At 62.5% G+C, this 24,178-nt stretch carries 20 protein-coding genes and 1 pseudogene; 10 read left to right on the top strand and 11 right to left on the bottom strand.

The genetic code is table 11. The features are described from left to right. Positions 1 to 166 precede the first annotated feature (166 nt). The 3 genes from X738_RS48950 (at position 167) to X738_RS48940 (ending at position 3,037) form a co-directional block, all read left to right on the top strand. Entirely contained in the window at positions 167 to 1,978 is a 1,812-nt protein-coding gene (locus X738_RS48950) for a winged helix-turn-helix domain-containing protein (protein ID WP_023797385.1), read from the top strand. Positions 1,979 to 2,142: 164 nt separating this feature from the next. Next, positions 2,143 to 2,445 (top strand): nickel-binding protein, encoded by a 303-nt coding sequence (locus tag X738_RS48945; protein ID WP_023797384.1) that lies wholly within the window; start codon positions 2,143 to 2,145, stop codon positions 2,443 to 2,445. Between the two features lie 64 nt (positions 2,446 to 2,509). Continuing rightward, positions 2,510 to 3,037 (top strand): hypothetical protein, encoded by a 528-nt coding sequence (locus tag X738_RS48940; RefSeq protein ID WP_023797383.1) that lies wholly within the window; start codon positions 2,510 to 2,512, stop codon positions 3,035 to 3,037. Positions 3,038 to 3,353: 316 nt separating this feature from the next. On the opposite strand, the gene X738_RS84535 is transcribed toward X738_RS48940, so the two are convergent. After that, a complete protein-coding gene (locus X738_RS84535; protein WP_156942548.1) occupies positions 3,354 to 3,518 on the bottom strand; it encodes a hypothetical protein in 165 nt (54 codons plus the stop codon). 255 nt (positions 3,519 to 3,773) lie between these two features. Here X738_RS84535 and X738_RS48935 point away from each other — a divergent pair, with 255 nt between their 5' ends. From X738_RS48935 to X738_RS48925, 4 genes are all read left to right on the top strand, one after another. Then, on the top strand, positions 3,774 to 4,373 hold the full coding sequence (locus X738_RS48935) for an OsmC family protein (protein WP_084833613.1): 600 nt from the start codon (positions 3,774 to 3,776) through the stop codon (positions 4,371 to 4,373). A gap of 29 nt (positions 4,374 to 4,402) precedes the next feature. Next, positions 4,403 to 5,704, top strand: a complete 1,302-nt coding sequence (locus X738_RS48930; protein WP_245277590.1) for an NAD(P)-binding domain-containing protein — start codon at positions 4,403 to 4,405, stop codon at positions 5,702 to 5,704. 125 nt (positions 5,705 to 5,829) lie between these two features. Beyond that, a complete protein-coding gene (locus X738_RS82175; protein ID WP_198032770.1) occupies positions 5,830 to 6,060 on the top strand; it encodes a DUF1127 domain-containing protein in 231 nt (76 codons plus the stop codon). 23 nt (positions 6,061 to 6,083) lie between these two features. After that, positions 6,084 to 6,914: an alpha/beta fold hydrolase gene (locus X738_RS48925; protein WP_023797379.1), complete on the top strand. Its 831-nt coding sequence runs from the start codon at positions 6,084 to 6,086 to the stop codon at positions 6,912 to 6,914. 60 nt (positions 6,915 to 6,974) lie between these two features. Here X738_RS48925 and X738_RS80700 read toward each other — a convergent pair whose 3' ends face one another. The 4 genes from X738_RS80700 to X738_RS84530 form a co-directional block, all read right to left on the bottom strand. After that, positions 6,975 to 11,690, bottom strand: a complete 4,716-nt coding sequence (locus tag X738_RS80700) for an alpha/beta fold hydrolase (protein ID WP_023797378.1) — start codon at positions 11,688 to 11,690, stop codon at positions 6,975 to 6,977. A 235-nt stretch (positions 11,691 to 11,925) separates the two neighbouring features. Then, positions 11,926 to 13,419, bottom strand: a complete 1,494-nt coding sequence (cysK, locus tag X738_RS0140565) for a cysteine synthase A (protein ID WP_031254177.1) — start codon at positions 13,417 to 13,419, stop codon at positions 11,926 to 11,928. Between the two features lie 124 nt (positions 13,420 to 13,543). Further along, complete coding sequence (locus X738_RS48920) at positions 13,544 to 14,719, bottom strand: MFS transporter (protein ID WP_245277594.1); 1,176 nt, start codon at positions 14,717 to 14,719, stop codon at positions 13,544 to 13,546. A gap of 373 nt (positions 14,720 to 15,092) precedes the next feature. Continuing rightward, complete coding sequence (locus X738_RS84530) at positions 15,093 to 15,251, bottom strand: hypothetical protein (protein WP_023797376.1); 159 nt, start codon at positions 15,249 to 15,251, stop codon at positions 15,093 to 15,095. Between the two features lie 110 nt (positions 15,252 to 15,361). Here X738_RS84530 and X738_RS85895 point away from each other — a divergent pair, with 110 nt between their 5' ends. The 3 genes from X738_RS85895 (at position 15,362) to X738_RS48910 (ending at position 18,130) form a co-directional block, all read left to right on the top strand. After that, positions 15,362 to 15,538 carry a hypothetical protein gene (locus X738_RS85895; protein WP_084833610.1) on the top strand — a complete coding sequence of 59 codons (177 nt, stop codon included), beginning with the start codon at positions 15,362 to 15,364 and terminating at the stop codon, positions 15,536 to 15,538. A 371-nt stretch (positions 15,539 to 15,909) separates the two neighbouring features. After that, complete coding sequence (locus tag X738_RS48915) at positions 15,910 to 17,565, top strand: adenylate/guanylate cyclase domain-containing protein (protein ID WP_156942547.1); 1,656 nt, start codon at positions 15,910 to 15,912, stop codon at positions 17,563 to 17,565. 16 nt (positions 17,566 to 17,581) lie between these two features. After that, the gene (locus X738_RS48910; protein ID WP_023797373.1) at positions 17,582 to 18,130 is read left to right on the top strand and encodes a hypothetical protein; all 549 of its coding nucleotides are present in this window, start codon (positions 17,582 to 17,584) and stop codon (positions 18,128 to 18,130) included. Between the two features lie 119 nt (positions 18,131 to 18,249). On the opposite strand, the gene gndA is transcribed toward X738_RS48910, so the two are convergent. The 6 genes and pseudogenes from gndA to X738_RS48880 all read right to left on the bottom strand — a co-directional run bounded on the left by gndA (position 18,250) and on the right by X738_RS48880 (position 24,174). Then, on the bottom strand, positions 18,250 to 19,677 hold the full coding sequence (gndA, locus tag X738_RS48905; RefSeq protein ID WP_023797372.1) for an NADP-dependent phosphogluconate dehydrogenase: 1,428 nt from the start codon (positions 19,675 to 19,677) through the stop codon (positions 18,250 to 18,252). 171 nt (positions 19,678 to 19,848) lie between these two features. Further along, positions 19,849 to 21,548: pseudogene (locus tag X738_RS48900) on the bottom strand (copper resistance CopC/CopD family protein). A 54-nt stretch (positions 21,549 to 21,602) separates the two neighbouring features. After that, positions 21,603 to 22,121 carry a YcnI family copper-binding membrane protein gene (locus X738_RS48895; protein WP_023797371.1) on the bottom strand — a complete coding sequence of 173 codons (519 nt, stop codon included), beginning with the start codon at positions 22,119 to 22,121 and terminating at the stop codon, positions 21,603 to 21,605. Between the two features lie 39 nt (positions 22,122 to 22,160). Beyond that, on the bottom strand, positions 22,161 to 22,697 hold the full coding sequence (locus X738_RS48890) for a copper chaperone PCu(A)C (protein ID WP_023797370.1): 537 nt from the start codon (positions 22,695 to 22,697) through the stop codon (positions 22,161 to 22,163). Between the two features lie 104 nt (positions 22,698 to 22,801). Further along, entirely contained in the window at positions 22,802 to 23,152 is a 351-nt protein-coding gene (locus tag X738_RS48885) for a DUF2946 family protein (RefSeq protein WP_023797369.1), read from the bottom strand. Between the two features lie 128 nt (positions 23,153 to 23,280). Further along, entirely contained in the window at positions 23,281 to 24,174 is an 894-nt protein-coding gene (locus X738_RS48880; protein WP_023797368.1) for a GntR family transcriptional regulator, read from the bottom strand. Between the last annotated feature and the right edge of the window lie 4 nt (positions 24,175 to 24,178).

Genomic DNA, 24,178 nt, shown 5'->3' with positions numbered 1-24,178 from the left:
CTGGTCCTTCTGCTATAGCTTTGAGTGCAGCCCTTAGGGCGCCGCGGCGCTGTCCCCGCGGCCGTGTAGCCGGGAGCGCTTCGTAATACGGCCCTGCACTAGGCCGGTCCTTACCATCTGCTGATCTTTCGCTTATGGTCGCCGTTTCGATTTCTCCAGAGCCGCGATGTTGCAAAACTTTGGACCATTCCAACTCGATGAGGAGGCGCGCTCGCTGAGGCTGCGTGGAGCGGCACAGAAGATTCAGCCGCGCGTCTTTGACCTTTTGGCCTACTTGGTAAGGAATGCAGGTCGGGTAGTGCCGAAGGACGAGCTCATGGATGCTCTTTGGCCGGACCTTACGGTTACCGAAGCTTCCCTGCAGCGCGCCGTGAGCTTGGCCCGTCGCGCGCTTGCAGCCGGGGGGTTGGCGAATTCCATCCGCAGCTTCGTCAAGCATGGCTATCGCTTTGGGATCGACGACCCCCTCCTCGGCCAGATTGCGCCGACTGAGGCTAGCGACGATCTGGAGATTTCTGCCGCACGAGACCTGGCGATCCAGCGGGACTGGGCGGGCGCGGCCGAGCGGTTCGACGCCATCTCCCGGACGCGGGAGCTGGACCCAGGCGATCTTGATCTCTGGGCTCTGGCGGTCGAGTGTTGCGGCCGTCCCGTCGCGGCGATCCCAATACTTTCTCGTGCGGTCGCGGCTCATATGCGGATAGGTCAGTTGGTGCGGGCCGCACGAGCAGCCATCACATTGGCAAAAATCCATCTCGAACGCGGGGCGGCGGACGCAGCCATCGGCTGGCTGGAACGGGGCGGCCAGTTGCTGACCGGCTTGAGCGACAGCGGCACGATGGGTTATCTTTTGTGGATGAAGTCGCGCCTTGCCACTTTCGGAGGCCGACCGAAGGAAGCTCTTGAGCTCGCATCGAAGGCATTCGAGCTGGCCGAGCAGACTGACGATCAGGGACTTCGGGCACTGACGCTGGTTTACAAAGGCTTCTACAACCTCTCCCTCGGCAGGGTGAACGAGGGCAGTGAGCAGCAGAACCACGCCGCCGCCATCGCACTCTCCAGTCAGGTCGACCCGATCACCGGCAGCTTGGTCTACTGCAATATCCTTTGGAGCTGTCGCACTTTCGCCGATTGGCCCCGTGCAAGGCAATGGAGCGAAGGCTTCGAGAGCTGGTGTGAAGCCAGTTTCGCGGAAAGCCCAGGCGCCTGCGGTTTGCATCGTGCGGAAATAGTTGGAGCGCAGCGAACGCTCGGCGAGGCCCTGGCTAACATTGAGGCAGCGATTCCGAAGCTGGCGGACGAAGAGGCTTGGTCTCTGGGCGAGGGCTACCGCGTCCGAGGGGACATTCACGCAATGATTGGCGACCTCTCCCAGGCGAAGTCGGACTATGCAATGGCGTATTCGATTGGATGGGACGCTGAACCGGGCAATGCCGTTCTGCTCTTTGAGACAGGCGACGTGGAGGCTGCGCTTGCTACGCTTCACCGTGCTCTACAGGGGCTCTCTTGGTTTCACCTGCAGCGTCGCGGACTGCTCTTGGTCAATGCCGCTCGCCTAGCCGCCCTGGGCGGTCGGCCGGAATTGGCCGCCGGTTTCCTCGCGGAAATCGACGCCTCCCCGGAGCGCTGGCCTCAGCCTGCGGTGCGGGCGATGATCGCCGAAACCCGCGCCGCTCTCCTCCCCGCCGATGACCCCCAGGCGATGCAGCTTCGTCTCCTCGCCCGTCAGCTTTGGACAAGTGCCGGCGTAGAGTATCACGCGGCACGTCTCCGGATCGACTTGGCGCGTCGCTTCTTCGACATGGGTGACGTTAGCGGCGGCACCTCGGAACTGGCAGCTGCCGAGCGCACCGCCGCGCGTATCGGATCGCCTCGGCTCATGAGCATGGCTGCAAGTCTGGCTCCAGCACCGATCCCGGCTCACGGGAAGCAGCGTGGCGAGAGCGAACACCTCATGATCGCACCAAGCGGCACTTAACGGCTTTCGCTGTCCCTTGATCGGCAAAAGATAAGCGCAGGATAGGTCGACGGTAAGGACGATCTGCGGCAGCCGGCGCTAACTCTGGCCCAGTCATGCAACCCCGCATGGCCATTGCAATGGTGGGCGTCGAACCTGGGCGCCCGTAATCGGGAGAATTGGAAATGCAACTCTACGTTATTCGTCGGCCGAGCGCCTGGGCGTCGCTCGCCGAACTGGAAACCGCCGGCGCCAAGTCAGCACGGATCGGAAACGAAGAAATGCCTGACAGGGTCAGGTGGATCCGCAGCTACGTCGTGCATGAGCCCGACGGTCGCATCGGCACCTTCTGCATCTACCAGGCGCAGGACGGTGCGGCGATCCGCGAACATGCCCATCGCGTGGGCATGCCCGGCGAGGAATTCTATCCGGTCGCCACCACCGTGATCGTGCGGGCTGACCCGGCTGTAGAAGCCGCGGCAGCATGACCCATTAGCCCCGCGGGGCCATAGCTCCGCGGGTGCTCCTCAACCCCTCAGATGGAGGAACATAATGAATTTCCCACAGACGACCTTGCTGGTCGCCACCCTCGCGGCTGGTGCCGTTTGCCAGCCCGTTAAGGCTCACGAACTGGGTTCACGTGGCGACCCCACGGCTATTGCCCAATCGCGGGCCGCCGCAGAAGCTTACTACGACCTCGCCGACGCGACTGCAGCCGGCTACGAGCCGCTCTTCGACTGCACCGACGCGGGCGCCGAGGGGGCCATGGGCCAGCACTACATCAATAAGGGCTACGCCATGGACGGAAAGCTGGTTCTGGATCAGCCGGATGTGATTATGTACGAGCCGCAGGCCGACGGATCGATGCATCTGGTAGCGCTCGAGTACATCGTGTTCAAGGCACAGTGGCAGGGTTCGGAGGCACCGAGTTTCCTAGGTCAGGAGCTGAAGCTCAAGTCCAAGGTCGGTGTTCATCCGGTGGATCCATACTATGAGCTCCACGTCTGGCACTGGCGCTCCAATCCCAGCGGCATGATGGCGGACAACAACCGCAGTGTTAGCTGCGCTCATAGCGGCTGATGCGCTTGCATCGGCCCGCAAGTGCGGGCCGATGCAACGACCTCGGCGTTTGGGACAGCGCCTCCATCCGGGTGGCGGAGTTGAAACCGGACAGAGGTGGGAAGCTCAGGCTGGGCACCGAGCATCTCCAGGTATTTTGGGCGGGACCTGGGACGACGCAAATTGACCAAGGCGGACATTCCCGAGTGCGGAATAAGCTCCTCGAAGCGGGCGTTGGGCGAGACCGGAAATCTCCGACTTCGTCGTACGTTCTTCGGCCGCTGCCCGTTCTTTGCCCGGTTGGAAGTCAACCGAGAAACATCGTTCCCGCAAGATTTCAGACGGGGCTGATCGGCACCGCCGCCGGGGGCCGCTTCAGTGTGCTCGCGTATGTGTGAATCTTTGCTGTATGGGCAAGCACCTCGGCCTTGCTTGGCCCGCGAACTATGACCGCCCAGTCGGTCGACGACGGGCGGGTATCCATCCCAAATGAACGAGACATGATCTGATCTCCTGTGGTTTCGGTTGTGGCGCCTTCTTGGCGCACTTGCGGAGATCGCAGCTTCGCAGGGAAGCAAGCGTTTGAACGCCCGTTGTTTTTGTCAGACCCGACCGGCAGGGCGTCCACAGCCGTTCTGACGCAAAAACCTCTCGATTTCACACTGTCGTTCCCACTGCACGTCAAACGCTGCCGGCCGAGGTTTAGCCGTCCGGGGCGATCCCGGTCGCGCAACATTCGAACCCAGGAGTGAATGACATGCAGGATGATACAATGATCATGGAAAAGTCTCCCGTTAAGAAGGCGCCGCGGGAGCCGAGGAACGGCGTCGACACGCCCACCCTTCTGGCCACCATCAACGCCGTCGCGGGGCAGCCGGAGCTTGCCCAGTTCAAATTCCGTGCCAAGAGCCGCTGGATTGCGGGCACCCACAGCAGCAGCACGATGGCCAACTTCTTCGGCGCCGGCGCGGAGCAGTCTCACATGATGGCCTACCAGGCCGACAGCGACCATCCAGCGGTCCTGTGCGGCACAGACAACGGCCCGACGCCGGTCGAATACCTCCTCCACGCGCTTGCTTCCTGCCTCACGGCCGGCATCGCGAACATCGCGGCCGTGCGCGGGGTTACGCTGCATGAGGTGGAATCGACCGTCGAAGGCGACATCGACCTTCGCGGCATCCTCGGCATCTCCAACGAGGTCCGCAACGGCTACCAAGGCATCCGTATCTCCTTCAAGATCAAGGGCGATGCTCCGGCTGAGAAGCTCGAGGAAATCGTAATGCAGTCGCGCGCCCGTTCCGCGGTGTTCGACGTGCTGACCAACGGCGTGCCGGTCTCGGTTGCCGTGAAAGGCTGACTTTGGTCGGAAGTGCAATATCGCCGGCCTTGTCCTGGAAAGGATGGCGCCGGCGATCTGTTGCCCCCTGCTTACAAGGCGCGAATTCAATGCAGTGTACAGACGTGGCCATTATTGGTGCCGGACAGGCGGGTCTAGCCATGAGCCGGTGCCTGTCAGAGCGCGGGGTCTGCCACGTCGTGCTGGAGCGTGGCCGGATCGCGGAGCGCTGGCGCAGCGAACGGTGGGATTCCCTCCGCCTGCTGACGCCCAACTGGATGACGCGCCTGCCCGGCGGCGGCTATCGCGGGGCCGATCCCGACGGTTTCATGACAATGGCTGAGACCGTCGGGTTCTTGGAGAATTACGCATGCTCGATCACCGCGCCGGTAGTGGACGGTGTAGAGGTGCTTTCGACCGAAAGGATCGACGGAGGCTTCCGGCTGCTGACCGATCGCGGTCAATGGAGCGTGCGTGCGGTGGTAGTTGCGACCGGATACAGTGACAGGCCGCGGATTCCGCCAATCGCAAAGCAGATCTCCTCCCGTGTCAGGCAGATCGTGCCGCGGGACTATCGCAATCCTCGGCAGCTGGCTCAGGGCGGCGTTCTCGTGGCCGGGGCCTCCGCGACGGGAATACAACTTGCGGAGGAGATCCATCGCTCCGGGCGCCCGGTAACCCTGTCGGTCGGCAGTCATACACGCCTGCCGAGGCTTTACCACGGGCACGACATCCTGTGGTGGCTCGACCGGCTGGGAATGCTTGCCAAGCCCGTCGCCGAAGTTTCGGATCTAGCTGCGGCACGGCGGCAGCCGTCGCTGCAGCTAATAGGTACACCCGAGCGCAGGTCGCTCGACCTCGCCGGCCTTCGGGAGCAAGGCGTTCGTCTTGTTGGTCGAGCGGTTGCCGCTTACGATACACGCATTCGGTTCAATGGCGATCTCGCCGACACGACCATGGCGGCGGAACGTACGCTGAGGCGCGTGCTGGCCAATATAGACCGCGCGGCCGCCGGCGAGGGCCGCTACTCCATCGGTCCCGGTTCCATTCCGAGCCTGATCCTGAGCGCCGAACCGACCGAAATCGATCTCATCGACCAAGGTATCGAGACCGTCATATGGGCCACCGGCTATCGCCGGGAATACCCATGGCTGAAACTGGATGTGTTCGATGGCCGGGGCGAAATTCAGAACGATGGTGGCGTCTGCGCGTATCCGGGACTTTACGTGCTCGGCCTCAATTTCATGCGCCATCGAAGCTCCAGCTTCCTTGACGGCGTCGGCCGCGATGCGGAGGCGCTGGCGGCCCACGTGGCAATGTTTCTCAACGCCTCCCGCCGAGCCGCGGCCTGACCGCCGAATACAACGCTGGCGCGGCAAAAATCGACGTTGCCTTCAACGGTGACGCTCACGGCAGACCACGACAAGGGGCTCCACTGGCGCCGCAGTCAGCGCCCGCAACCATGGAGAAAATCAAAATGAGTGCAATGGTGAACCCATCCCTGTCCCTCACCCCAACGCGAGGTTTGCGCTGGGCTGGCGGAACAATGCTGGCCGCAGTCTGGCGTTCCATTCGCATCCAGCGGGACCGTCGACAGCTTTATGAGTTGCCGGACTACATCCTGCGCGACGTCGGCATCACCCGCTCCGAGATCAACTCGATCACCTCCTTTGCCGGGCGTGATCCCAGCCGCCGCACCCGGCCTTGAGCCGGCACGAAGGAGGTCGTCCGATGAGCGCCGCATCGACGTTCTGCGTCTCGCATAAAGCGTGCCACGCACCGCTTGTCATCGCCCTGCACTGCTCCGGCGGCAGCGGACGGCAGTGGCGCAACCTGGCGGAGCGGCTCGATGACAGCTACCGGTTCATCGCACCCGATTTGATCGGGGCACCGGGCGCCGGCACCTGGAATGGTGCCGGCACTTTCCGTTTGGCCGACGAAGCCGCCGGGATCCTGGAGATGATCGACCACCATGACGGGCCTGTGCATCTTGTTGGCCATTCCTATGGTGGTGGATTGGCCCTGCATATAGCAGCGATGCGTCCAGACAGACTGGCCAGCCTCTCCCTTTATGAACCGTCTGCCTTTCACCTGCTGCGCCAGCTGGACTCTGAGGGCCACGAGGCGCTCGGCGAAATCTCGTCGATCGCAGGCGCGATACACGACAGCTTGATCAACGGTAGCTACCTGGCCGCGACAGCTCGTTTCATCGACTACTGGAGCGGAGCCGGCACCTTCGACGCGATGAAGCCGGAACTTCAGGCGGCACTCGTGCGGTTTCTGCCGAAGGCCAGCCTCGACTTCCACGCGTTGATCTACGAGTCGACGCCGGCGAGCGAATATGCCCGATTTGGCTTTCCGGTCTTGATACTGCGTGGCGAATTTGCACCAGTTCCGACGCGGCTCATCGCCTGCGAACTGGTTTCTCGCGTTCCGGCCGCGATCGGGGCGATTGTTCCTGGCGCCGGACACATGGGGCCGCTGACCCACGCAGACCTGGTGGCGGATCGTTTGGTCCGGCAGATATTGTTCCATGATACCGCAGGATCGCGAGCTGCGTGACCGCGGCTTGCTCGCCTAGGCAGCGCAAACCTTCGAAGCAGATCCTTGGATGCGGAGGAATCACACCGTAGCGGCTATGCGATCGCGCACGATATTTCCGGCCGGGTCCTCCGTGTCAGAGAAATCTTCCCGCATCTGCATTTCGGCGTATAGCTTGCTCGCTTCCGCGAGAGTGGCATCCGCACCAGCGATTTTACCGCGCCGCTTCGCCAGCCCGAGAGCTAGCAAGGAGCGGGCAAGCTCCGGCCGTAATTCAACCCGCCGGGCAAGATCGCAGGCCTGTTCGAGCCAGTTAATGGCAGATCTGGAAGGTTTCAGTTCCGCAAGGCCGCGCAGTACCATGACCTCGCTCCACGGGTCGCCGCGTCCGCGCGCAAGCTCGAGCGCATGGCCGAGATTGGCCGCAGCTTCCGGCTCACAGAGGCGCGTACGCACGCATGCGAGCACCGCGCGCGCGTGACATTCGAACTGGGCAAGATCGAGCCGCTCAGCCTCGGTCACTGCCATTTCCAAGGTGGCGCCCGCGTCGTAGTTGCGGCCGAGCAGGAATTCCGCATGCCCGAGCACAGTCAACAGCCATGGCCGGAGTAGGATAAATGCGCTGGTCGCGGCTTCGGAGGACCAAAACTGCAGCGCCTCGACAAGCGCCGGATCGGGCCCGCGCAGGACGCCCACCACACCGGTAAAATAGGCGGCCGCGCAGCTGTCGATCGGGCGCGCCACTTCGGCGGCGACCTTCTGCAATCCCGCAAGCGAACGCTCCGCATCGTCGAACCGGCCAAGGCGCGCTTCCGCCTGCGCGCGATGCCCCAGGTACCAAACCGCACGCGCACCGAGCTGTCCGAAACGCTCCAGACGCCAGGCTTTGGTGAACCTCTCCTCATGCGGAACAAGGTGCTCCAGCACCTGCCGCGCCTCGCTGCGGATCAGAAGCGCCTGTGAGGTGGCCAGATCCGACTCGCTTATGCAGCGCTGCACGCCATTTGCCATCGCGCCGCGCTTGAGTGTGTCGGCCGGTTCCAGCGCCTCCTCGTAGCGGCCGTGGGAGCTGTTTAGATAGCTCAAGTGGAGCAACACGTCGGAGATGAGTTGCGGGTCGCCCAGTTCCATGGCCAGTTCGCGCGCTTCCAACAGCTGCGGCAGCGCCTTCCGGTAGGCACCAAGCGCGCCGTAGGCGGGCCGCATCCGCACCCGCAGGTTGATCGCCTGGGCGAGAGTTTTGGGATTCCGGGGCAATGCGGTGACTGCTTTGCGGGCGTTTTCGAGGAACTGGACCGCGGCGGAATAGGCCGAGCGTTCCTCAGCCCGACCCGCCGCTTGCAGCAGATAATCGGCGGCAGGTTCCCATGCCTCGGCACGAAGCGCGTGTTCGGCCAGTTCCTCGATGTGGTGATTCAGCGATCCGGCATAGAGTCTGTCCATTGCAACCAATGCAGCCCGATGCAGCCTTTTTCGGTCCTCCGCCAGCAGCGATTCGTAGGTCACCTTGAGCGTCAACGCGTGCTTGAACGTATATTCCACGTGAGGATAGCTCTGGACCTCGAACAGGAATTCCAAACTCTGCAGTTTGGCCAGACATGCCTCCAGCTCGGCCGCCGGTAGCGGCGAGAGCGCCCTCAGCAGCGGATACGGAACATTCTTGCCGATAACCGAAGCGACTTGGAGTATCTGCCTTTCCGAGTCACCCAGCTGCTGGATGCGTGCGGCGATGAGCGATTGAACCGTCGACGGGATGGTGATGGATTCCACGGGTCTCTTGAGCTCGTAGCAGCCCGACTGGCCGGCAAGGACACCATCCGCAACCAGTCCGCGCACCATTTCCTCCAGAAACAGCGGCGTGCCCTCGGCCCGCTCGGCAAGCGATTGCCGAAGTTCCCCCAGGCTAGGATCGGATCCCAGCAATTCGGTAAGGAATTGCTCCATTTCGTCCCGCGCGAACCGCTCCAGCCTTACCTGCTGGAAATAGCCGCGGCGGTTCCATTCGTGCCGGTACTGCGGCCTGTAGGTGGCGAGCAGCATGATACGGTTGGCGCCCATGACCTCGACCAGCCTGTTCATTACGGCCTCGCTCTCGGCATCGATCCAGTGCAGATCCTCGATAAGAACGGCCACGGGCGAGGCCTGACTCAAGGCAACGAGGAAAGCGCTCATCGCCTCGGATACCCGTGAGGTCCGCTCCCGCGCATCGAGATGCGGCCAGGAAGAATCGTTGATCGGCAGGTCCGCGAGGAAGCAAAGCGGCGCCGTATGACGTGGATCCAGGTCCAGTTCCGCCTGTTTGAAGGCAAACAGGCGCTGGGCTTCCGCCAAGCCGTCTTCGCCGCGAATGCCACAAGCCGAGAGCAGCAGCTTCTTTACGGCGCCCAGAGTAACTGACGAATCAAACTCCAGACCGCCGCATTCAAGCACAGTAAAACCGGCCACCTCGTCGAGGGAGAGAAATTCATGGGCAAGCCTCGACTTGCCGATGCCGGGGTCGGCGACGATCCCGACGACCTGGCCGTGGCCCTCCCGGACGCGGCGCCAAGTTGCAAGGAGGATTTTGAGCTCGAGCTCGCGCGCCACCAGTCCGGTAAGGCCGCGGTTGGCCCTCAGGTGCCAGCGCGACAGAGCGTGATTTTCGCCCAAAAGCTCGTAAATGCGTTCGTCGCGGCCAAGTTGCGGATACTCCGAATGCGCTAAGCGGTGCATCTGCACATAGCCCCCGGCGGCGGCGCGCGCCCGGCCTGTTGCGGCGATCGTCGCACGGTGCAAGGCACGCATCAGCCGGTTGGCTGCACGCGGCGCGGCTCCGGCCAGTTCAACCTTGCTGGCTTCGGTCGTCCATTGCTGCCGTACGATCACCTCGCCGGTGTCTATTCCGGCCCTCAACTGGATCCCGCCCTGGGAAAGCTCCTCCACAGCTAGCTTGGCCGCAAGCGCGGCGCGGCATGCAAGATAAGCGTGGTCCTCGGTGGCGCGAGCGAGGCCGAATGCTGCGGTGATTGTCCCGTCAGCAGCCGACGTGACGACGCCGCCATGGCTCTCCACGACTTGTATCACGCGATCCTCGACGGGCTGGAATTCGCGGATTGCCACTTCTGGGTCCTCCGTTTCGAGGAGATGCATGGGACTGATCACTTCCGTGGCCAGCACTGTGATGTACTGCCGCGAGCGGTTGATCCCCAAGGACGCCGGAGGGCCTGCCAGTTGCTGCGTCTGTTCGGGGTCGGCAAGGAAACGACGCGTTTCGTCCACGAAGGTTGCGAATGCCGGTTCATGGCCAAGTAACACGTGGTTGACGCTGTCGAGCGCGACGAAACGGGCGCCGGGGATTTTGCCGGCCATCGCCTGGCCGTGATCGAACGGAATGACCGCGTCCCTCGTGGCATGCATCACCAGGGTTGGAACGCGAATCCGCGGTAACAGCTCGTCCACGTCGATTACTGCGCCTTCCTCGAAGATGCGATGGGCAATCTCCGGCGAGACGGTGTTGCGTTGCAGTTCGTTATACCAGTTCCTCTGTTCCGGCGTTGCTTCCGGAATGAAGAGGGAGGTGAACATCTGCCGGAACACCGGGTCATCTTGGCCCCAGCCCTCCTGTATCAGCGCTCCCATGGCCTCGCGGCGCGCTATTTCGCGCTGATTGCCCCGTTTGCGCCAGCCTTTGGCAAATCCGCCATACAGCACCATCCCCGCGACGCGCTCGGGATGCCGGGCGGCATAGGCTATCGAAACGGCGCACCCCTGGGAAATGCCGAGCAGGGAAACGCGGCGCAGACCGGCCGCATCGATGATGCTCTCCAGGTCGGCGACCATGGCATCAAAGGATAGGTTGGCCGGATACCGGTCCGACAGGCCGTTGCCGCGCTGGTCGTAGCGTATCAGCTGGTAGTGCGAGGAAAGGCCCTCGATCCAATGCTTCCACACCGGACTGTCCCATTCGAGCTCGAGATGGGACATCCAGTGGGCTGCCCTTACCAAAGGAGGGCCTTGACCACTCAAGGAATAGGCCAGGCGCGCGCCGTCCGGAGTAGTGCACCGGCGGATCTCCTGCGCGAGGGCCCGCTCCGGCAAAGGGGGGAGATCCATCTCCGCCGCCGGCCAAACCGGCGGAGTGACGGTCTCACCGGTGGGAGCGGTCCCGGTATCGGTTCTCAAAGCGCGGCTCTGGACCATGGCGGATTGCCGTGCTGCCTCGCTCAGCCGGCGGATGTCCGCCCGAAGAGCCTCGTCCTCGGGCTCCAAGCCCTGCAGGACATGCGCGTAAGCAAGCGCCCGTGCCGGCTCATCCGCCAGCCGGTCGACGAGCACCCGAAGGATGCGCAGATGCGTCACGTGCAGTTCGTCGGCGGTCGCAATGCGCCAAGCTTCGAATTCCGGACAGCGCGGCAGTGAGAGATCATCCAGGAAACATCCGCGGAACGCCCCAGCGAGGGCCTCCAGTTTCTCCCGATCGAGAGCCTCTATGTCACGAACATCGAGGCCGCGGAGCGGCGCGATGTCTAGCACGATTTCGCTGGTGTTCAGGCGAACTACGCTGCGGTCGGCTTCCAGAATTCCGCTGTTCCCGAAGTCGACGACCTGCCTTATCTTGGAGAGACTCCAGCGCAGGGCGCCGCGAGGATCGTCCGGTACCTCCCAGAACATTTCGCAAAGGCGCTCGCGCCGCTGCGGGCGCTCTACGAGCGCAAGATAGGCCAGCAGCGCCCGCGTCTTTTTCGAAGGCGGCAAGGAAACGACCTCGCCATGGCGAAGGACGGTCAGATCTCCAAGAACGCGAATTTCGAGCGACACTTTGCCAATCCCAGTGCGCCTGCTAAATTAGCCATGGATTGTATCAAGTCCGTGCCGCTGCAGAGAGCGTTCGTTTCAGAAGCGCGAGGTTTCCGCTTGCGCTCTGATTTGCTCTTTTGTTTGTGGGGAAGCCGACACCGACAAGTGCAGGTGAAGCCGAGCCGAACGGGATCACGCCCGTTTCGACTCGCTTTGGTGATGACGACGACGCTCCAAACAGCCGGGAGGCGGGATCTCACGCTGCCGCGCGCACCCATCGGGGCAGCAGGCTCTCGGGATTTGCGCATGCGCCGGACGTGTAGTGTGCGCCGACGAACTCCAGCCGGGCGGCGAGCGTGCCGTCCCGCCAGGCCGCAAGCGTATCCATGCAGCCACCGATATGCTCGCCGCCGACGAAGACCTGCGGGATTGTGGGCGAACCGATCCGGGCCCTCAGGGCCTTGCGGATTTCCCCGTCCAGGCCGTTCTTCTGGAATTCCGGAGTATCGATTTCGATGGACCTGTAGGCGATTCCGGCACGGTCGAAGAGCTTTCTTACCGTCCAGCAGAATTCGCACCATGTCAGAGCGAACATGACCACCGGACGCTCCGGATCATGGATCGCCTCATCGACAAGCGCATGCGCCGACGGTTCGATTTGGATTTCGTTCACGGGTGCCGATGAAAGGGCGAAGGACGGCGGCCGGTCGAAGCGGTAGCCGGGTGTGGAGCGAGAGATCGCCTCTTCGGCTGGCGACATTTCCTCGCTGATGTTATCGAAGAGGATCGTGCTGAGATACCGCTCGCCCGTATCAGGCAACATACACAGCACGTTCCGGTCCGGGCCGACCCGCCGAGCGATTTCTAGTGCCCCGCTCAAGGTTGCCCCGCCGGATATGCCAGCCAGTATTCCTTCTTCCGTCGCAAGCCGGCGCGCGGCTTCCAGAGCGCTGGCGCCTGAAACGGGCAGGATCTCGTCCACAAGATCGTCAGCCATCGCGTTGCCGACGATCTTCGGAATGAAATCAGGGCTCCACCCCTGCATCGGGTGTGGCCGAAAGCGAGTATGCGCCCGTGTCGGCAGTCCTTGTTCGTCGAAGCTTTGCGGAATGCCACTCGACAGCAGCGCCGAATTGTCAGGCTCGCAGACGATGATCCGTGTTTCCGGTCGCTCGCGCTTGAGCACTCGCGCCACACCGGCAAGCGTTCCGCCTGTCCCGGTGCCGGTGACCCAGTAGTCCAGCGAACGATCCCAGAACGCCGCAAGGATTTCGAGCGCTGTCGTGCGGGCATGAATATCGGCGTTGACGGGCGTCTCGAATTGCCGGCAGAGGAACCAGCCGTGCATTCCGGCCAACTCGATCGCCTTGGCGAGCATGCCGCTGCCGCGCTCGACGGCAGGGGTTAACACGACCTTGGCACCGAAGAAACGCATCAGCTTGCGGCGTTCGACGCTGGCGTTTTCCGGCATGACGATGACGAGCGGGTAGCCTTTCCTCGCGCAAACCATGGCAAGTCCTATGCCCGTGTTGCCGCTCGTCGCCTCGATCACCGTCTGGCCAGCCTGAAGTGCACCGGAACCCTCCGCCTCTTCGATGACCGCGGCGGCAAAACGGTCCTTGACCGAGCCGCCAGGATTGAACGCCTCGATCTTGGCATAGAGCGAAGCGGTGCCGTTGTTGATGCGGGAAAGGCGAACGACCGGCGTATCGCCGATCGTGTCGAGAATGCTGTCGTAGATACTGCTCATCTCAGCTGGTCCTTGATTGGTGACGACGGTGCTCCGCCGTCTCATCGATCACTGAGGTTGGCATGACGACCGTGTTTTGCAGCGTTCGAACCACCGTGGAATTAAGTGGATTTCGACGTTTGAATCAGAGGCTCATCGCAGGGTTCGGAAGTCGGCCGCATGGTATCTGCGCTCTCGCGCCGGATGACGCTGCCAATACGCCCAAAACCACGAGATTGGCCGCGCCTGCGACAAATGCTCCCAGGAATGCGGGTCCATAGCTGCCGAAGCTGTCATAGACCAAGCCTCCGAAATAACCGGCCACGCCCATGCCCACCCAGCCGATCAGCATGACGATGCCGAGTGACTGGCCAAAGCGTTCGGCTGGCGCAAATTGGCGCACGCAAAGGACCAGGCACGTCATGTTTCCGGCAAAGCCGAAGCCGAAAACCGACGACAGCGCAAGTAGGCTCAGCTGCTGGTCCAGCGCGGGATAAATCGCAACGCATGCCGTCTGAATGAAGGACGCGAGGGCATAGGCGGCAAGATTGCCTGCCCGGTCGGCGAGGAGTCCGAATGCGATCCGCCCGATGCCGCCGAACAGCATGGCGATCAGCAGACTGAGCGATCCGACGTCCGAGGACCCGCACACGGCCGTGACGAAACTTGTGAGGTGTATCAGCGGGAAGCCCATGCAGGCGCAGCAGAGGAAGGCTGCGGCAGATAGCAGCGTCATCGGAGAAAGACGGCCACCTTGGAAACCTGGTCTTGCTGAAGACTGCACCGGTGCGGTAACCACACGATCGACGGGCGGCGCCTGCACCGCCGGCATGGAGATCGCCAGCATAGCCATCGTCGCCAAAGCCATGATCGCGTATGCGAGGCGCCAGCCGACGCCGTCGATCAGGGCATTTGCGGCGTAGGGCATTATGCCCTGACCCAGAGCTCCGCCTGCTGTAACGATCCCTATTGCCAGGCCGCGGCGGCGATCGAACCAGAGCCCGGTTACGGCAAGTACCGGCGCGTAGAGACACGAAAAGCCTAGCCCGCCCAAAACGAAATTGGCCGCATAGATCTGCCAGAGCGAACTGGCGAAGGACAGCGCGGCGAGCGCGATCACCATGCCGGCCGAGCCGATGAATAGCAGGGTTTTGATAGTCACGCGATCCGACAGGCGACCCCAGAACAGCCCGCCAAAGGCCATGCCGACGCTCGAGAGCGTATAGGCGAGACTGATATCGGCTCGCGACCAGCCAAACTCCGCCTCAAGCGGTCTGATGAAGACGGAAGTCAGCGCAAGACTGCCAAATCCGAACGCCATCGCGGTCATAGCGCCGGCCGCAGCGAACAGGCCGCGCAGTGGCATTGCGCTGTCCAGAGGCGCCCTGCCTCGAGTCGGTGATGATTGACGATTCGACATTTTCCTGCCCTCGAAAGACTTCTTCGAGGCTGTCATCGGCCAGGGGTATGGAAGCAGGCGTGTGCGTCAGCGTGGAAAATTATAATGCGGACCGTGGAAACGGCTACATAGAAACCTCCAATCTCCTTCCTTGTGGGGTAAGTGCCGCACGCTGCCGTGTGTAGAGAAATCCAAGGTGCCGCAAAGCCGCAGAAACAGAAGCGCCGCATCAGTTGGGCCGAACTGTGGAAGATTCGGCCTGACCTGAAGCCGGTGAATGACAATGAGCAAACGCCTAGGTCGGCTCGCCCAATTCTGCTTCGTTTCTTGCCGTCGGGCGACGCTCGTCATCGACAGGCGGAAGCTGCATAACCTCCGCCTCGGTGCGACCGAACTCACGGACGATTTGAAATGCCGCGAACAGCGCGCCAAGGCCGATCAAGAATCTAAGCATAGGGGTCTCCTTCGGCTCAGTAACCCGACGGACGGCGGTTTGTTCCAAGGGACGGGAACCGCAATGAACAGTGCCCGTTGCCTATGATCGATTGGCGAGGAGACGCAGAGATGGCCCGAAAAAAATCGACCAAAACGAGCCGGGTTAAGAAGGGGGCCGATCTTGAAGTTGAGCACCTGACGGAAGTGTCAGACGTGACACCGAAACAGGCGCGAACACTGCTTCGCAAGCACGGTGCCGACTGGCAGAAGCTGAAGGACGAAGCCGAAGATTTGAAGGAAGACTGACCAGGTATCCGAGGCAAGCCTGATACAAGAATACTCGCCTGATCTGACGGGGAAGGTAACTATAGCGTCAGCTTCGCCCCCCGGGTGGAGCCTTATAGCCGTTCCAGTTTGGGGCCGAGAGCGGACTGCCAGCTTCTGGCTTCGCAACCAGGATCTAGACGTTCAACCTGCTCGGCCACAGGTCGCGAATTGCCCCACGTAAGTCGTGCGGGGTCACGGCGGACTTGCTTGAGCGGGGTGGTCTTGCCGTGGGTGAGCGGCTCGCTCCGTACTCCAAAGGAGCATAGTCATCCGCTTCAGCGGTGCTCATCCCCTGCTTGTATGATATCTTTAGGGTTATCTTCCAGGCCGTTGGCGGGCGACAGGCTTCCATGGAACGCAAACTGGCTGCAATCCTCTCTGCCGATGTTGTCGGCTACAGCCGTCTGATGGGTGCCGACGAGGACGCCACGCTGGAGGCGCTCCGTTCGCATCGCGAGATCATTGACGCACTGATTGGAGCCCACCGAGGAAGGGTGTTCAACAGTGCCGGGGACAGTGTCGTCGCCGAATTCCCAAGTGCCGTTGAAGCGAGCCTTTGCGCCGTCCAAATCCAACAGGATATGGCCCAACGCAACGAGCTCGTCCCCTTGGATAAGCAGCTACAGTTTCGCATTGGCATCCACATCGGTGACGTCGTCTCCGAGGGCGGCAATTTGTTTGGCGATGGCGTCAATATAGCGGACCGTGTTCAGAAGCTTGCGGCGGCTGGCGGGATCTGTGTCTCGCGCAACGTTTACGATCAGCTTACGAGCAAGGTCAGTTTCAAATTGGAGTCTATGGGCGAGCATCGGGTTAAGAATATCGCATCGCCAATCTCTGTTTACCGCGTTCTCGTCGGCGACGCGTCCAAGCCGCGGCCGATCACCAGCCGGCTTTACGCACTGGCGCGAAGGTCCAGCCGCGTCGCCGCTATCGGCGCGGTGCTGTTGGCGGTCATTTCCAGTCTGGCGTTTTGGCAGTGGCAACGGAGTGGGCCGGCCCGGGACGGCTTTCCGTCCGTAGCGGTGCTGGCCTTCCAAAACTTCAGCGGCGACCCTGGGCTCGATTCATATGGCCGCGTCATCGCCGAGGACCTCACTACCGCAATGTCCCGATTTCCCGACATAACGGTGCTCTCACAAAACTCGAGCTTTGGCTTTGATGCTACCGACGTGAGTCCGGGGCAGGACTTGAAGGTCGACTACATAGTTGAAGGCAGCGTGCAGAAGAAGGGGAGTGGGCTGGCCATCAATGCCCAGTTGACCGATGTTTCTACCGATGCCCACGTATGGGCAGAGCGGTACGACGGACGCGAAGCCTCCGACCTTCAGGACGGGGCCATTGGAAGGATCGCAAACGCGCTGGCGAGCGAAGGCGGAGCAATCAGGAGATACGAATACAAGCGGACCGAAGGCAAGGACAAAACCGACTTCAGCGAATACGACTACTTCCTCAGCGGTCACGAGATTTTCGCTCGGTTTGCAAGCATAGAAGAGCACGACCGCGCGGGAGCGATTTGGCGGGAAGGACTTGAGAAGTTCCCGACCTCCGGGCTGCTGCGCGTCTCGCTGGCTTGGTATCATTTCTTCCGCCCCTGGAATTTCAACACCGACAAAAGGGCGGCAGACTATCGGCGAGCCGGGGAACTCGCACGAGAAGCCCTTGCCGAACAGAATACGTCGCCGCGTGTCCAATGGAGCGGCCGCAAGCTCATGGCCTACATCCATTGGCTCGAAGGCAACTTCGAGCGGGCTGTTGCGGACGCCGAAGCCGCCGTTGCCCTCGCCCCCTACGATGCCGACACCTTATCCTTCCTGTCTCGGGTGCAGGCCGCGTCAGGCAACACGACCCGGGCCTTGGAATGGGTGCAAGAATCCGTGCGCATCGAGCCGACCGTCCAAAGGACCACACGCATATTGGCCTGGATTTACTACTTGACTGGCGAGTACGAGAAATCGGTAGAGGCCGCAAAAAAAACATCAGGAACTGAGCCGCCAGTTCGGTGATGATGCCAGCTTTTACATGGTTACCAGCTATGTCCGCCTCGGCCGCATGGAGGATGCGCGGGGGGCGCTCAAGCAAGCGCTCGAGGCTGAACCGCAATGGAGCCAACTGAACGAACGGAATAATCATCTTGAAAGACCTTACAAGGATTCGGCTGTCTTCGAGCGCCAGCTCGAGGACCTCGCCGCTGCAGGACTGCCGGAACTACCATTTGGATATGATGGCGAGTTGGTAGATCGGCTGAATTCGGAGGAGATCAAGGCGATGACCTTCGGGCATGCGCTCCGCGCAAAGGACATGCGGTCCGGCTCATCCTTCACGGACGTGATAGCCAGTAACGGGACGATCCAATCTTCGGGGGACTTTGGCCAGGATACCGCGACCATCCAGTATCTTGGCAACTCCTTGATCTGCTATCGCTGGAAAGACACGGGACCCAACTGTGCGGCCGTCTTCCGCAGCAGGAACGAAACATCGAAGGCGGCCGGCGAGTTCACTTGGTCGACGCTTGGGGCGAATATCGGTATTCGATGGAAAAGTAGTCGGCTTGACGTGTCCCTGGAATGAGACCCTTGAGCCGCGTCTATCGAAGTAAAGCTGAGGTGCCAATTAGAGCGATTGCCGCTGAACCGGGACGTCTGCTTTGAGACCACGGAGAGTCTCGTTTCTACGACTGGCATGCGGCGCTAACCTGCCGCTCCGCTGCCCCACGGGCCATGGAAAGCGCCCGGCCCATCGATGCGTTCGAAGCCGTGCGCGCCGAAGAAATCGCGTTGCGCCTGGATCAGGTTCGAGGTGCCGCGGCCCTGGCGGTAGCTGTCGAAATAGGCGAGCGCCGACGACAGCGCCGGCACCGGCGAGCCGGCTTCCGACGCCCTTGCCACGATGCGCCGCAGCGATGGATGCGCTTCCTGCATCATCGCTATGAAGGCCGGTGCCATCAAAAGATTGGTGGCCGCCCCGCCGGTGCCGAAGGCTTCCGCCATCGTGTCCAGCAATTGCGAGCGGATGATGCAGCCTGCCCGCCAGATCTTGGCGATGGTCGGCATCGGCAGGTTCCAGTTGAATTCCTTCGACGCGCCGCTCATCACCGCGAAGCCTTGCGCATAGGCTGATATCTTGCCGGCGAACAGCGCCAGTTCGAGATCGCCAAGAAGCGCGTCCTTGTCTCCGGAAATGGTGGTCACGCCGCCTTTGCCATAGGCGTTTTCGGCGGCCAGCCGCTCGTCCTTGATCGACGACAGCACGCGCGCCGCCACCGCGGCCTCAATCGCGGTGGCCGGAATGCCGAGCTGCTGCGCTTCGATGACCGACCATTTGCCGGTGCCCTTCTGGCCGGCGCGGTCGAGGATGATATCGACCACCGGCTTGCCTGTCTTCGGATCGTCGGCGGCCAGCACCTTGGCGGTGATCTCGATCAGGTAGGAGTTGAGCCGGCCCTTGTTCCAGCCGGCAAACACCTGTGCGATCTCCTTCGGCCCCATGCCTAACCCGTCGCGCAAGATGCCGTAGATCTCGGCGATCATCTGCATGTCGGCATATTCGATGCCGTTATGGATGGTCTTGACGAAATGCCCGGCGCCATCGGTGCCAAGCCATGCGGCACAGGGCTCATCCCTGAACTTGGCCGAAATTGCGGTCAGCACCTTTTCGACGCGTTTCCAGGACTGTTCCGTGCCGCCGACCATGATCGACGGTCCATGGCGCGCGCCCTCCTCGCCACCGGACACGCCCATGCCGATGAAGGTGAGACCCGAATCGGAAAGCTCGGAGAAGCGCCGCATCGTGTCGCGAAAATTGGCGTTGCCGGCATCGATGACGATGTCGTTGGCCGACAGCACGCCGCGCAGTGCCGCGATCTGCTCATCGACCGGCTTGCCGGCCAGCACCATGATGATGATCGGTCGCGGCGGCCGGATGGCGGCGGCGAGTTCCTCCAGGCTGTAGCAGGGAACAACCATGTCCTTCAGCGCGCCGGCATTCTCGACGAAGGCGTCGGTGCGTGCCGCGGTGCGGTTGAAAACGGCTATGCGGTGCCCCTTCTCGGCGATGTTGAGCGCCAGGTTGGAGCCCATCGTGCCGAGGCCGATCAGGCCGATTTCGGCTTTTTCCATCGTTTCTTCCCTGCTTTCGGATCTTTTGTTGAGGCGCGATTTGTAGCGGTGCCCATTCTTCTTGGGATGCCATTCTTGTCGAGATGCCAATCTTGCCGAAATGAATGACGGGCCTTCAAGGCCGCGTCAACCGCCTCGCCGAAATGTGTTGCGCAGACTGCCGGCTGGTCCTCAAGACCTGATGTCGATCGGCGCCTCTATCTTCACGATCTCGAAATCCGAGACGAGAATATCGAGCCGTGCTGTCCATCGGCCGGGAACCGGGACGACGAGACCGTCGACGCGCCAGGTGCCGTCGCCTGGTTTTTTCGCCGCGCGCTTTATCGGCTCGATGCCGGCATCGGGTTTTGACAGCACCAGCGTCACTTGTTCAGCGTCGAGCGGGCCGAAGTCTCCGGTCATGATGACGATCGAGGCGGCAACCGGCCCAACATGGCCGGGTGTGATGCTGAGGTCGGCCATCGCCTTCGGCGTGTGGATATGCACCGAAGCCGGCTGCGCCGCTGCGATCGCCAGGGCGCGTGGCGGCGGCGTGAAGCGCCAGCCGGCGGCAACGCCGAATATCGCCAGAACGATCAGCATCTCAATGCCGATCGAGCGGACCAGCCTCTTCTGTACTTCCGTCTCTCCCGCTTCCGCGGGACCGGTCAGCTTCCAGCGGTTGATGGCGGCCAGAATGAACAGGAACAACAGCAGCGCCAGCTTGACCAGCAGCAGCCGGCCATAGGCGGTCTCGAGCAAAGCTGCGGGCGCCTGTACCTGGATGACAGCCAGCACGAAGCCGGTGGCCGCAAGCACGGCCACGACAGGTAGGATCGCCTGGGAAAACCGATGCAGGAAAGGTGCGGCCTCGGCCGGCTTCCGCCTGATAGTGAGACCGAGCGGCGCAAGCGCCCCGGCCCAGAACGCGATGCCGGCGCCGTGCAGAAACACCATCGGCCTTGTCAGCCATTGCGGTTCGGCAGCACTTGCATGTCNAACGCGATGCCGGCGCCGTGCAGAAACACCATCGGCCTTGTCAGCCATTGCGGTTCGGCAGCACTTGCATGTCCGCTGGCGGCAAGGGCGGCGCCGACACCGGCCAGGCCGGCAAAGGCAAACAGCTTTGCGCCGCCGCGCGGCCCGACCAGCGACAGCAGGCCAAGCCCGAGCGCCACCAGCGCGACCAGCACTGTCCAGCCGAAGCTGGTGCCGAGCCCGGCCTGCCAGACGCCTGGCTGCGCCAGCCGGACGAACGGTGCGCCGAGCGCGTCCAGTCCCTGCAAGCCGAGCGATAACGGCGCCGCGACGAGGCCGCACAGGATCGCGGCGATGACGAAGCGGCGGCCGGAACGCCCGCCCTTCGCCAGCCAGGCGATGGCAAAGGCGCCGCCGACGCCGAGAAACAGGCCGAAACAGAGAAAGACCTTGCCGGTCCAGATTGCCGACCTCAGACCCCGGTCGACAGCTTCGGCGACGGCCGGCGCCGCACTCGGCGCGCCGATCGAAAACAGCACCGAGCCGCCAACCGGATGGCCATCGGCGGAGATCACCCGCCAGCTCAGCACATGCGTGCCGGATCCGAGCCGTTGCGGATTGTCGATGTCGAGCGTCTGGCCATTGAGCCGAAAGGACGTCAGGGGAACCGGCGTTCCATCGGGCCGCACCAAGGTCAGCATCAGCGGTGACACCGGCTCGCTGAAGGTCAGCGAGAACTGCGCGGGGCTCTGCGCCAGCACGGCGCCGTCCGTCGGCTCGGTTGTGACCAGCGCCGCGTGGGCGAAGGCCTGACCTGGCGCGGCAATGGCGGCAAGCAGCACGATCGCAGCCAGCAGGCAGATCGCAAATCGGCCGGTTGTGCAGACCGTTCGCAGCAGGGATGCAGCACTCATGTCACGGCACAAAACAGCGGCGCACTCTTTCGAACAAGGCGCGCCGCCAAAAAATCATAGCTTCGGCGCAAGCTTGAGGCCGGGCGCCGGATATTCCAGCGCGTCCTCATCCTGGCCGGCCGCTGGAATCTCGATCCAGCATTCGGCGGCGCCGTCGCATTCCTGCACCACCGGGAAGTAGAGCGTTTGGCCTGCCGGCAGATCCGCCGCCAGTGTCCCGCGGAAGACGAATTCGTCGTAGAATTCGTCCGGCAGGCTGCCGCCGCTCCAGTTGACTTCCTTGACGCCGCTGGACACCTCTTGACCATGGAGCTGATAGGATTTCTCGTATCTGCCGTTCTTGACCTGCAGCGTCCAGCCGGCCTTCGGCATCGGCTTCACTGAAATCACTCCCTCCGGGATCTGCACGCGCACGGCGGTCGTCGCCTTGCCTTCACAGCCATGCGGCACGCGCAGGACGGCCTTGTAGGTCGAACCGACCGCCGCCTCCTGCGCTTCCAGCGTAATGTGGGCAAAGGCAGCACTTGTCCCCAGGACGAAAAACACGCCGGCCGACAGAAGATAATTGTTCATGATGGTTCCTCGAGTTTGAATTGAGCGGATCTGGCCGGATCAATTGGCATGGTCGTGCATGCCGCCCATTTCGCCCATGCCCTCGACGGCGAACTCGACGGTCACCGTGCCGGCCTTCTCGAAAGTCAGCCTGGCGGGAAACGTCTCGCCTTGCTTGGGCTGCTGCTTCAGCCCGACAAACATCAAATGATAACCGCCGGGCGCTAGCGCGACCTTGCCGCCGGCCGGGATTTCGAGGCCGCTGACCGGCCGCATCGTCATGACGCCGTCCTTGACGCCCATCTCATGCAATTCGGCCTTGGCCGAAATTTCCGAGGAGATCGACAGCAGCCGGTCCGGCGAACTGCCGGTGTTGGTGACGGTGAAATAGCCGCCGGCCACTTTGGCGCCCGGTGGCGTGGCGCGCGACCAGGGATGCACGATTTCGAGGTCGCCAACCCTGAACTCATGCGCGAAGACGGCCTGGGTGCTGACGAACAGCAGGGCGAGGAGGAGCACGGTGACGCCGAGTCGCTCCTCGAAGCTGCGCAGGAAGCGGCTGTTGCGGCCGAGCCGCACGCGAAAAGTGTGAGACATGATAGCTCCAGGAACTGAGAAATCGCGCCGTCGGCCGGTCGCGAACAGTTTCGATGTTGAACGAATTCGCCCGCGAAAAATTCCGCAAGGCGAACCGGGACGGATCAGGCCGTCACCGGAGGCGCGCGCGGATTCGATGGAGAGCGGTCGCGAGCAAAGTCGAGATGCCTGAACGCCGGCAGCACAAACGCAACGGTTTCGACCGAAAAATTGCCGGACGGCGTGGCGGCAGCGGGCGGCGGCGCGTAGACAGCCGAGGCCACGCCGCAGCCGGGCACGCAGCAGGCCGGGATGTGCTGCTGGTCGCCACCGGGACGCTGGGCCGCGCCCTCATGGGTGCAGATGACATTGCCGAAAGCGTCGCGTTGCGAAGCATCCGGCCCGATGCCGAAGGCGAATGCGCCAAGCACCGACTGGAGCACCAGCAAATAGGCCGCGGCGAATGTCGCCGGCATGCTCCATCGTCTCCGCCGGATGTTCAAAGACCTGCCTCCTCACGCAGCAACGGCAAGATATCTAGCACGCGGCCGGCGGTCGGAAAATCGCCAAATCACCACTGCGGCAACGCGGCGCTTTACGCGCGTTACGGTTGCTGGCCTTCTGGAATCGACGTCAGCAGCGTGTGCCGCGCGGACTTCAGATGCTTGCGGCAGGCGGCGTCGACCTTGCCGAGATCGCGCGATTTGAGCGCCGCGATATAGGCCAGGTGTTCCGCAACCGCCACTTCGTTGCGCTCGCGCTCCTGCGCCTTGTTCCACTGATAGTGGTAGTGGAAGATCATGGCGATGACGTCGTAGAAATCGACGATGAAGCGATTGTGCGACGCGCGGTGGATCAGCCGGTGAAAGCGCTCGTCGAGCTCCGAGAATTCGTTGAAGCGCGTGGCGATCTGGCGCGCCAGCAGGCGATGCTCGTCCTCCAGCAGGTCGAGGTCGGCCCACACCGGGCTGTCTTCCGGCAGCGCGGCGAAGGCGGCGGCCGAGCGTAGTTCGAACATCTCGCGGATTTCGGTCAGTTCCAGCGCGAAAGCGCGGGTAAAGCCTTTCAGCACCCAATGGCTGTTACGGCGCTTCTCGATCAGCCCGAAGCGGGAAAAGCGGATCAGGAACTCGCGCACGCTGGTGGTGCCAACGCCGATCTCGCGCGCCAGCTCGAGTTCGTTGATCTGCATGCCGGGCTCAGCACCGCCGGCAAGCAGCCGCCGCATGAAGGAGCGCTCGATGATCTGCGACAGCGTGTCGGTTTCTTCCTCGGGAAAAAAGTCGTCCGGCCGCGGCACGCGCAAAACCGTCTTGCTGCGCTTGTTCCAGGCGATCAGCCCGGTCTCTTCCATGCGCGCAAGGATGGTGCGGATCGTCGTGCGGCTGACGCCAAGCAGGGTGCCCAGCTCGGGCTCCGACGGCAGGCTTTTCGTTTCGTCGAGCAGCCGCAAACCGCGATTGTAGGCGTCCTTATAGACGTTGTTGCTCTTCGACATCCCC

Source organism: Mesorhizobium sp. L48C026A00 (genome assembly GCF_000502375.1).
Lineage (GTDB): Bacteria > Pseudomonadota > Alphaproteobacteria > Rhizobiales > Rhizobiaceae > Mesorhizobium > Mesorhizobium muleiense.
This window is presented reverse-complemented; position numbering and strand designations above follow the sequence as displayed.

What these genes read in the sequence shown, in the direction of transcription:
- X738_RS48950 (WP_023797385.1), top strand. Translation starts at nt 167, where the DNA reads ATGTTGCAAAACTTTGGACCATTCCAACTCGATGAGGAGGCGCGCTCG.
- X738_RS48945 (WP_023797384.1), top strand. Translation starts at nt 2,143, where the DNA reads ATGCAACTCTACGTTATTCGTCGGCCGAGCGCCTGGGCGTCGCTCGCC.
- X738_RS48940 (WP_023797383.1), top strand. Translation starts at nt 2,510, where the DNA reads ATGAATTTCCCACAGACGACCTTGCTGGTCGCCACCCTCGCGGCTGGT.
- X738_RS84535 (WP_156942548.1), bottom strand. Translation starts at nt 3,518, where the DNA reads ATGTCTCGTTCATTTGGGATGGATACCCGCCCGTCGTCGACCGACTGG.
- X738_RS48935 (WP_084833613.1), top strand. Translation starts at nt 3,774, where the DNA reads ATGCAGGATGATACAATGATCATGGAAAAGTCTCCCGTTAAGAAGGCG.
- X738_RS82175 (WP_198032770.1), top strand. Translation starts at nt 5,830, where the DNA reads ATGAGTGCAATGGTGAACCCATCCCTGTCCCTCACCCCAACGCGAGGT.
- X738_RS48925 (WP_023797379.1), top strand. Translation starts at nt 6,084, where the DNA reads ATGAGCGCCGCATCGACGTTCTGCGTCTCGCATAAAGCGTGCCACGCA.
- cysK (WP_031254177.1), bottom strand. Translation starts at nt 13,419, where the DNA reads ATGAGCAGTATCTACGACAGCATTCTCGACACGATCGGCGATACGCCG.
- X738_RS48920 (WP_245277594.1), bottom strand. Translation starts at nt 14,719, where the DNA reads ATGGCGTTCGGATTTGGCAGTCTTGCGCTGACTTCCGTCTTCATCAGA.
- X738_RS84530 (WP_023797376.1), bottom strand. Translation starts at nt 15,251, where the DNA reads ATGCTTAGATTCTTGATCGGCCTTGGCGCGCTGTTCGCGGCATTTCAA.
- X738_RS85895 (WP_084833610.1), top strand. Translation starts at nt 15,362, where the DNA reads ATGGCCCGAAAAAAATCGACCAAAACGAGCCGGGTTAAGAAGGGGGCC.
- X738_RS48915 (WP_156942547.1), top strand. Translation starts at nt 15,910, where the DNA reads ATGGAACGCAAACTGGCTGCAATCCTCTCTGCCGATGTTGTCGGCTAC.
- X738_RS48910 (WP_023797373.1), top strand. Translation starts at nt 17,582, where the DNA reads ATGGTTACCAGCTATGTCCGCCTCGGCCGCATGGAGGATGCGCGGGGG.
- gndA (WP_023797372.1), bottom strand. Translation starts at nt 19,677, where the DNA reads ATGGAAAAAGCCGAAATCGGCCTGATCGGCCTCGGCACGATGGGCTCC.
- X738_RS48895 (WP_023797371.1), bottom strand. Translation starts at nt 22,121, where the DNA reads ATGAACAATTATCTTCTGTCGGCCGGCGTGTTTTTCGTCCTGGGGACA.
- X738_RS48890 (WP_023797370.1), bottom strand. Translation starts at nt 22,697, where the DNA reads ATGTCTCACACTTTTCGCGTGCGGCTCGGCCGCAACAGCCGCTTCCTG.
- X738_RS48885 (WP_023797369.1), bottom strand. Translation starts at nt 23,152, where the DNA reads ATGCCGGCGACATTCGCCGCGGCCTATTTGCTGGTGCTCCAGTCGGTG.
- X738_RS48880 (WP_023797368.1), bottom strand. Translation starts at nt 24,174, where the DNA reads ATGTCGAAGAGCAACAACGTCTATAAGGACGCCTACAATCGCGGTTTG.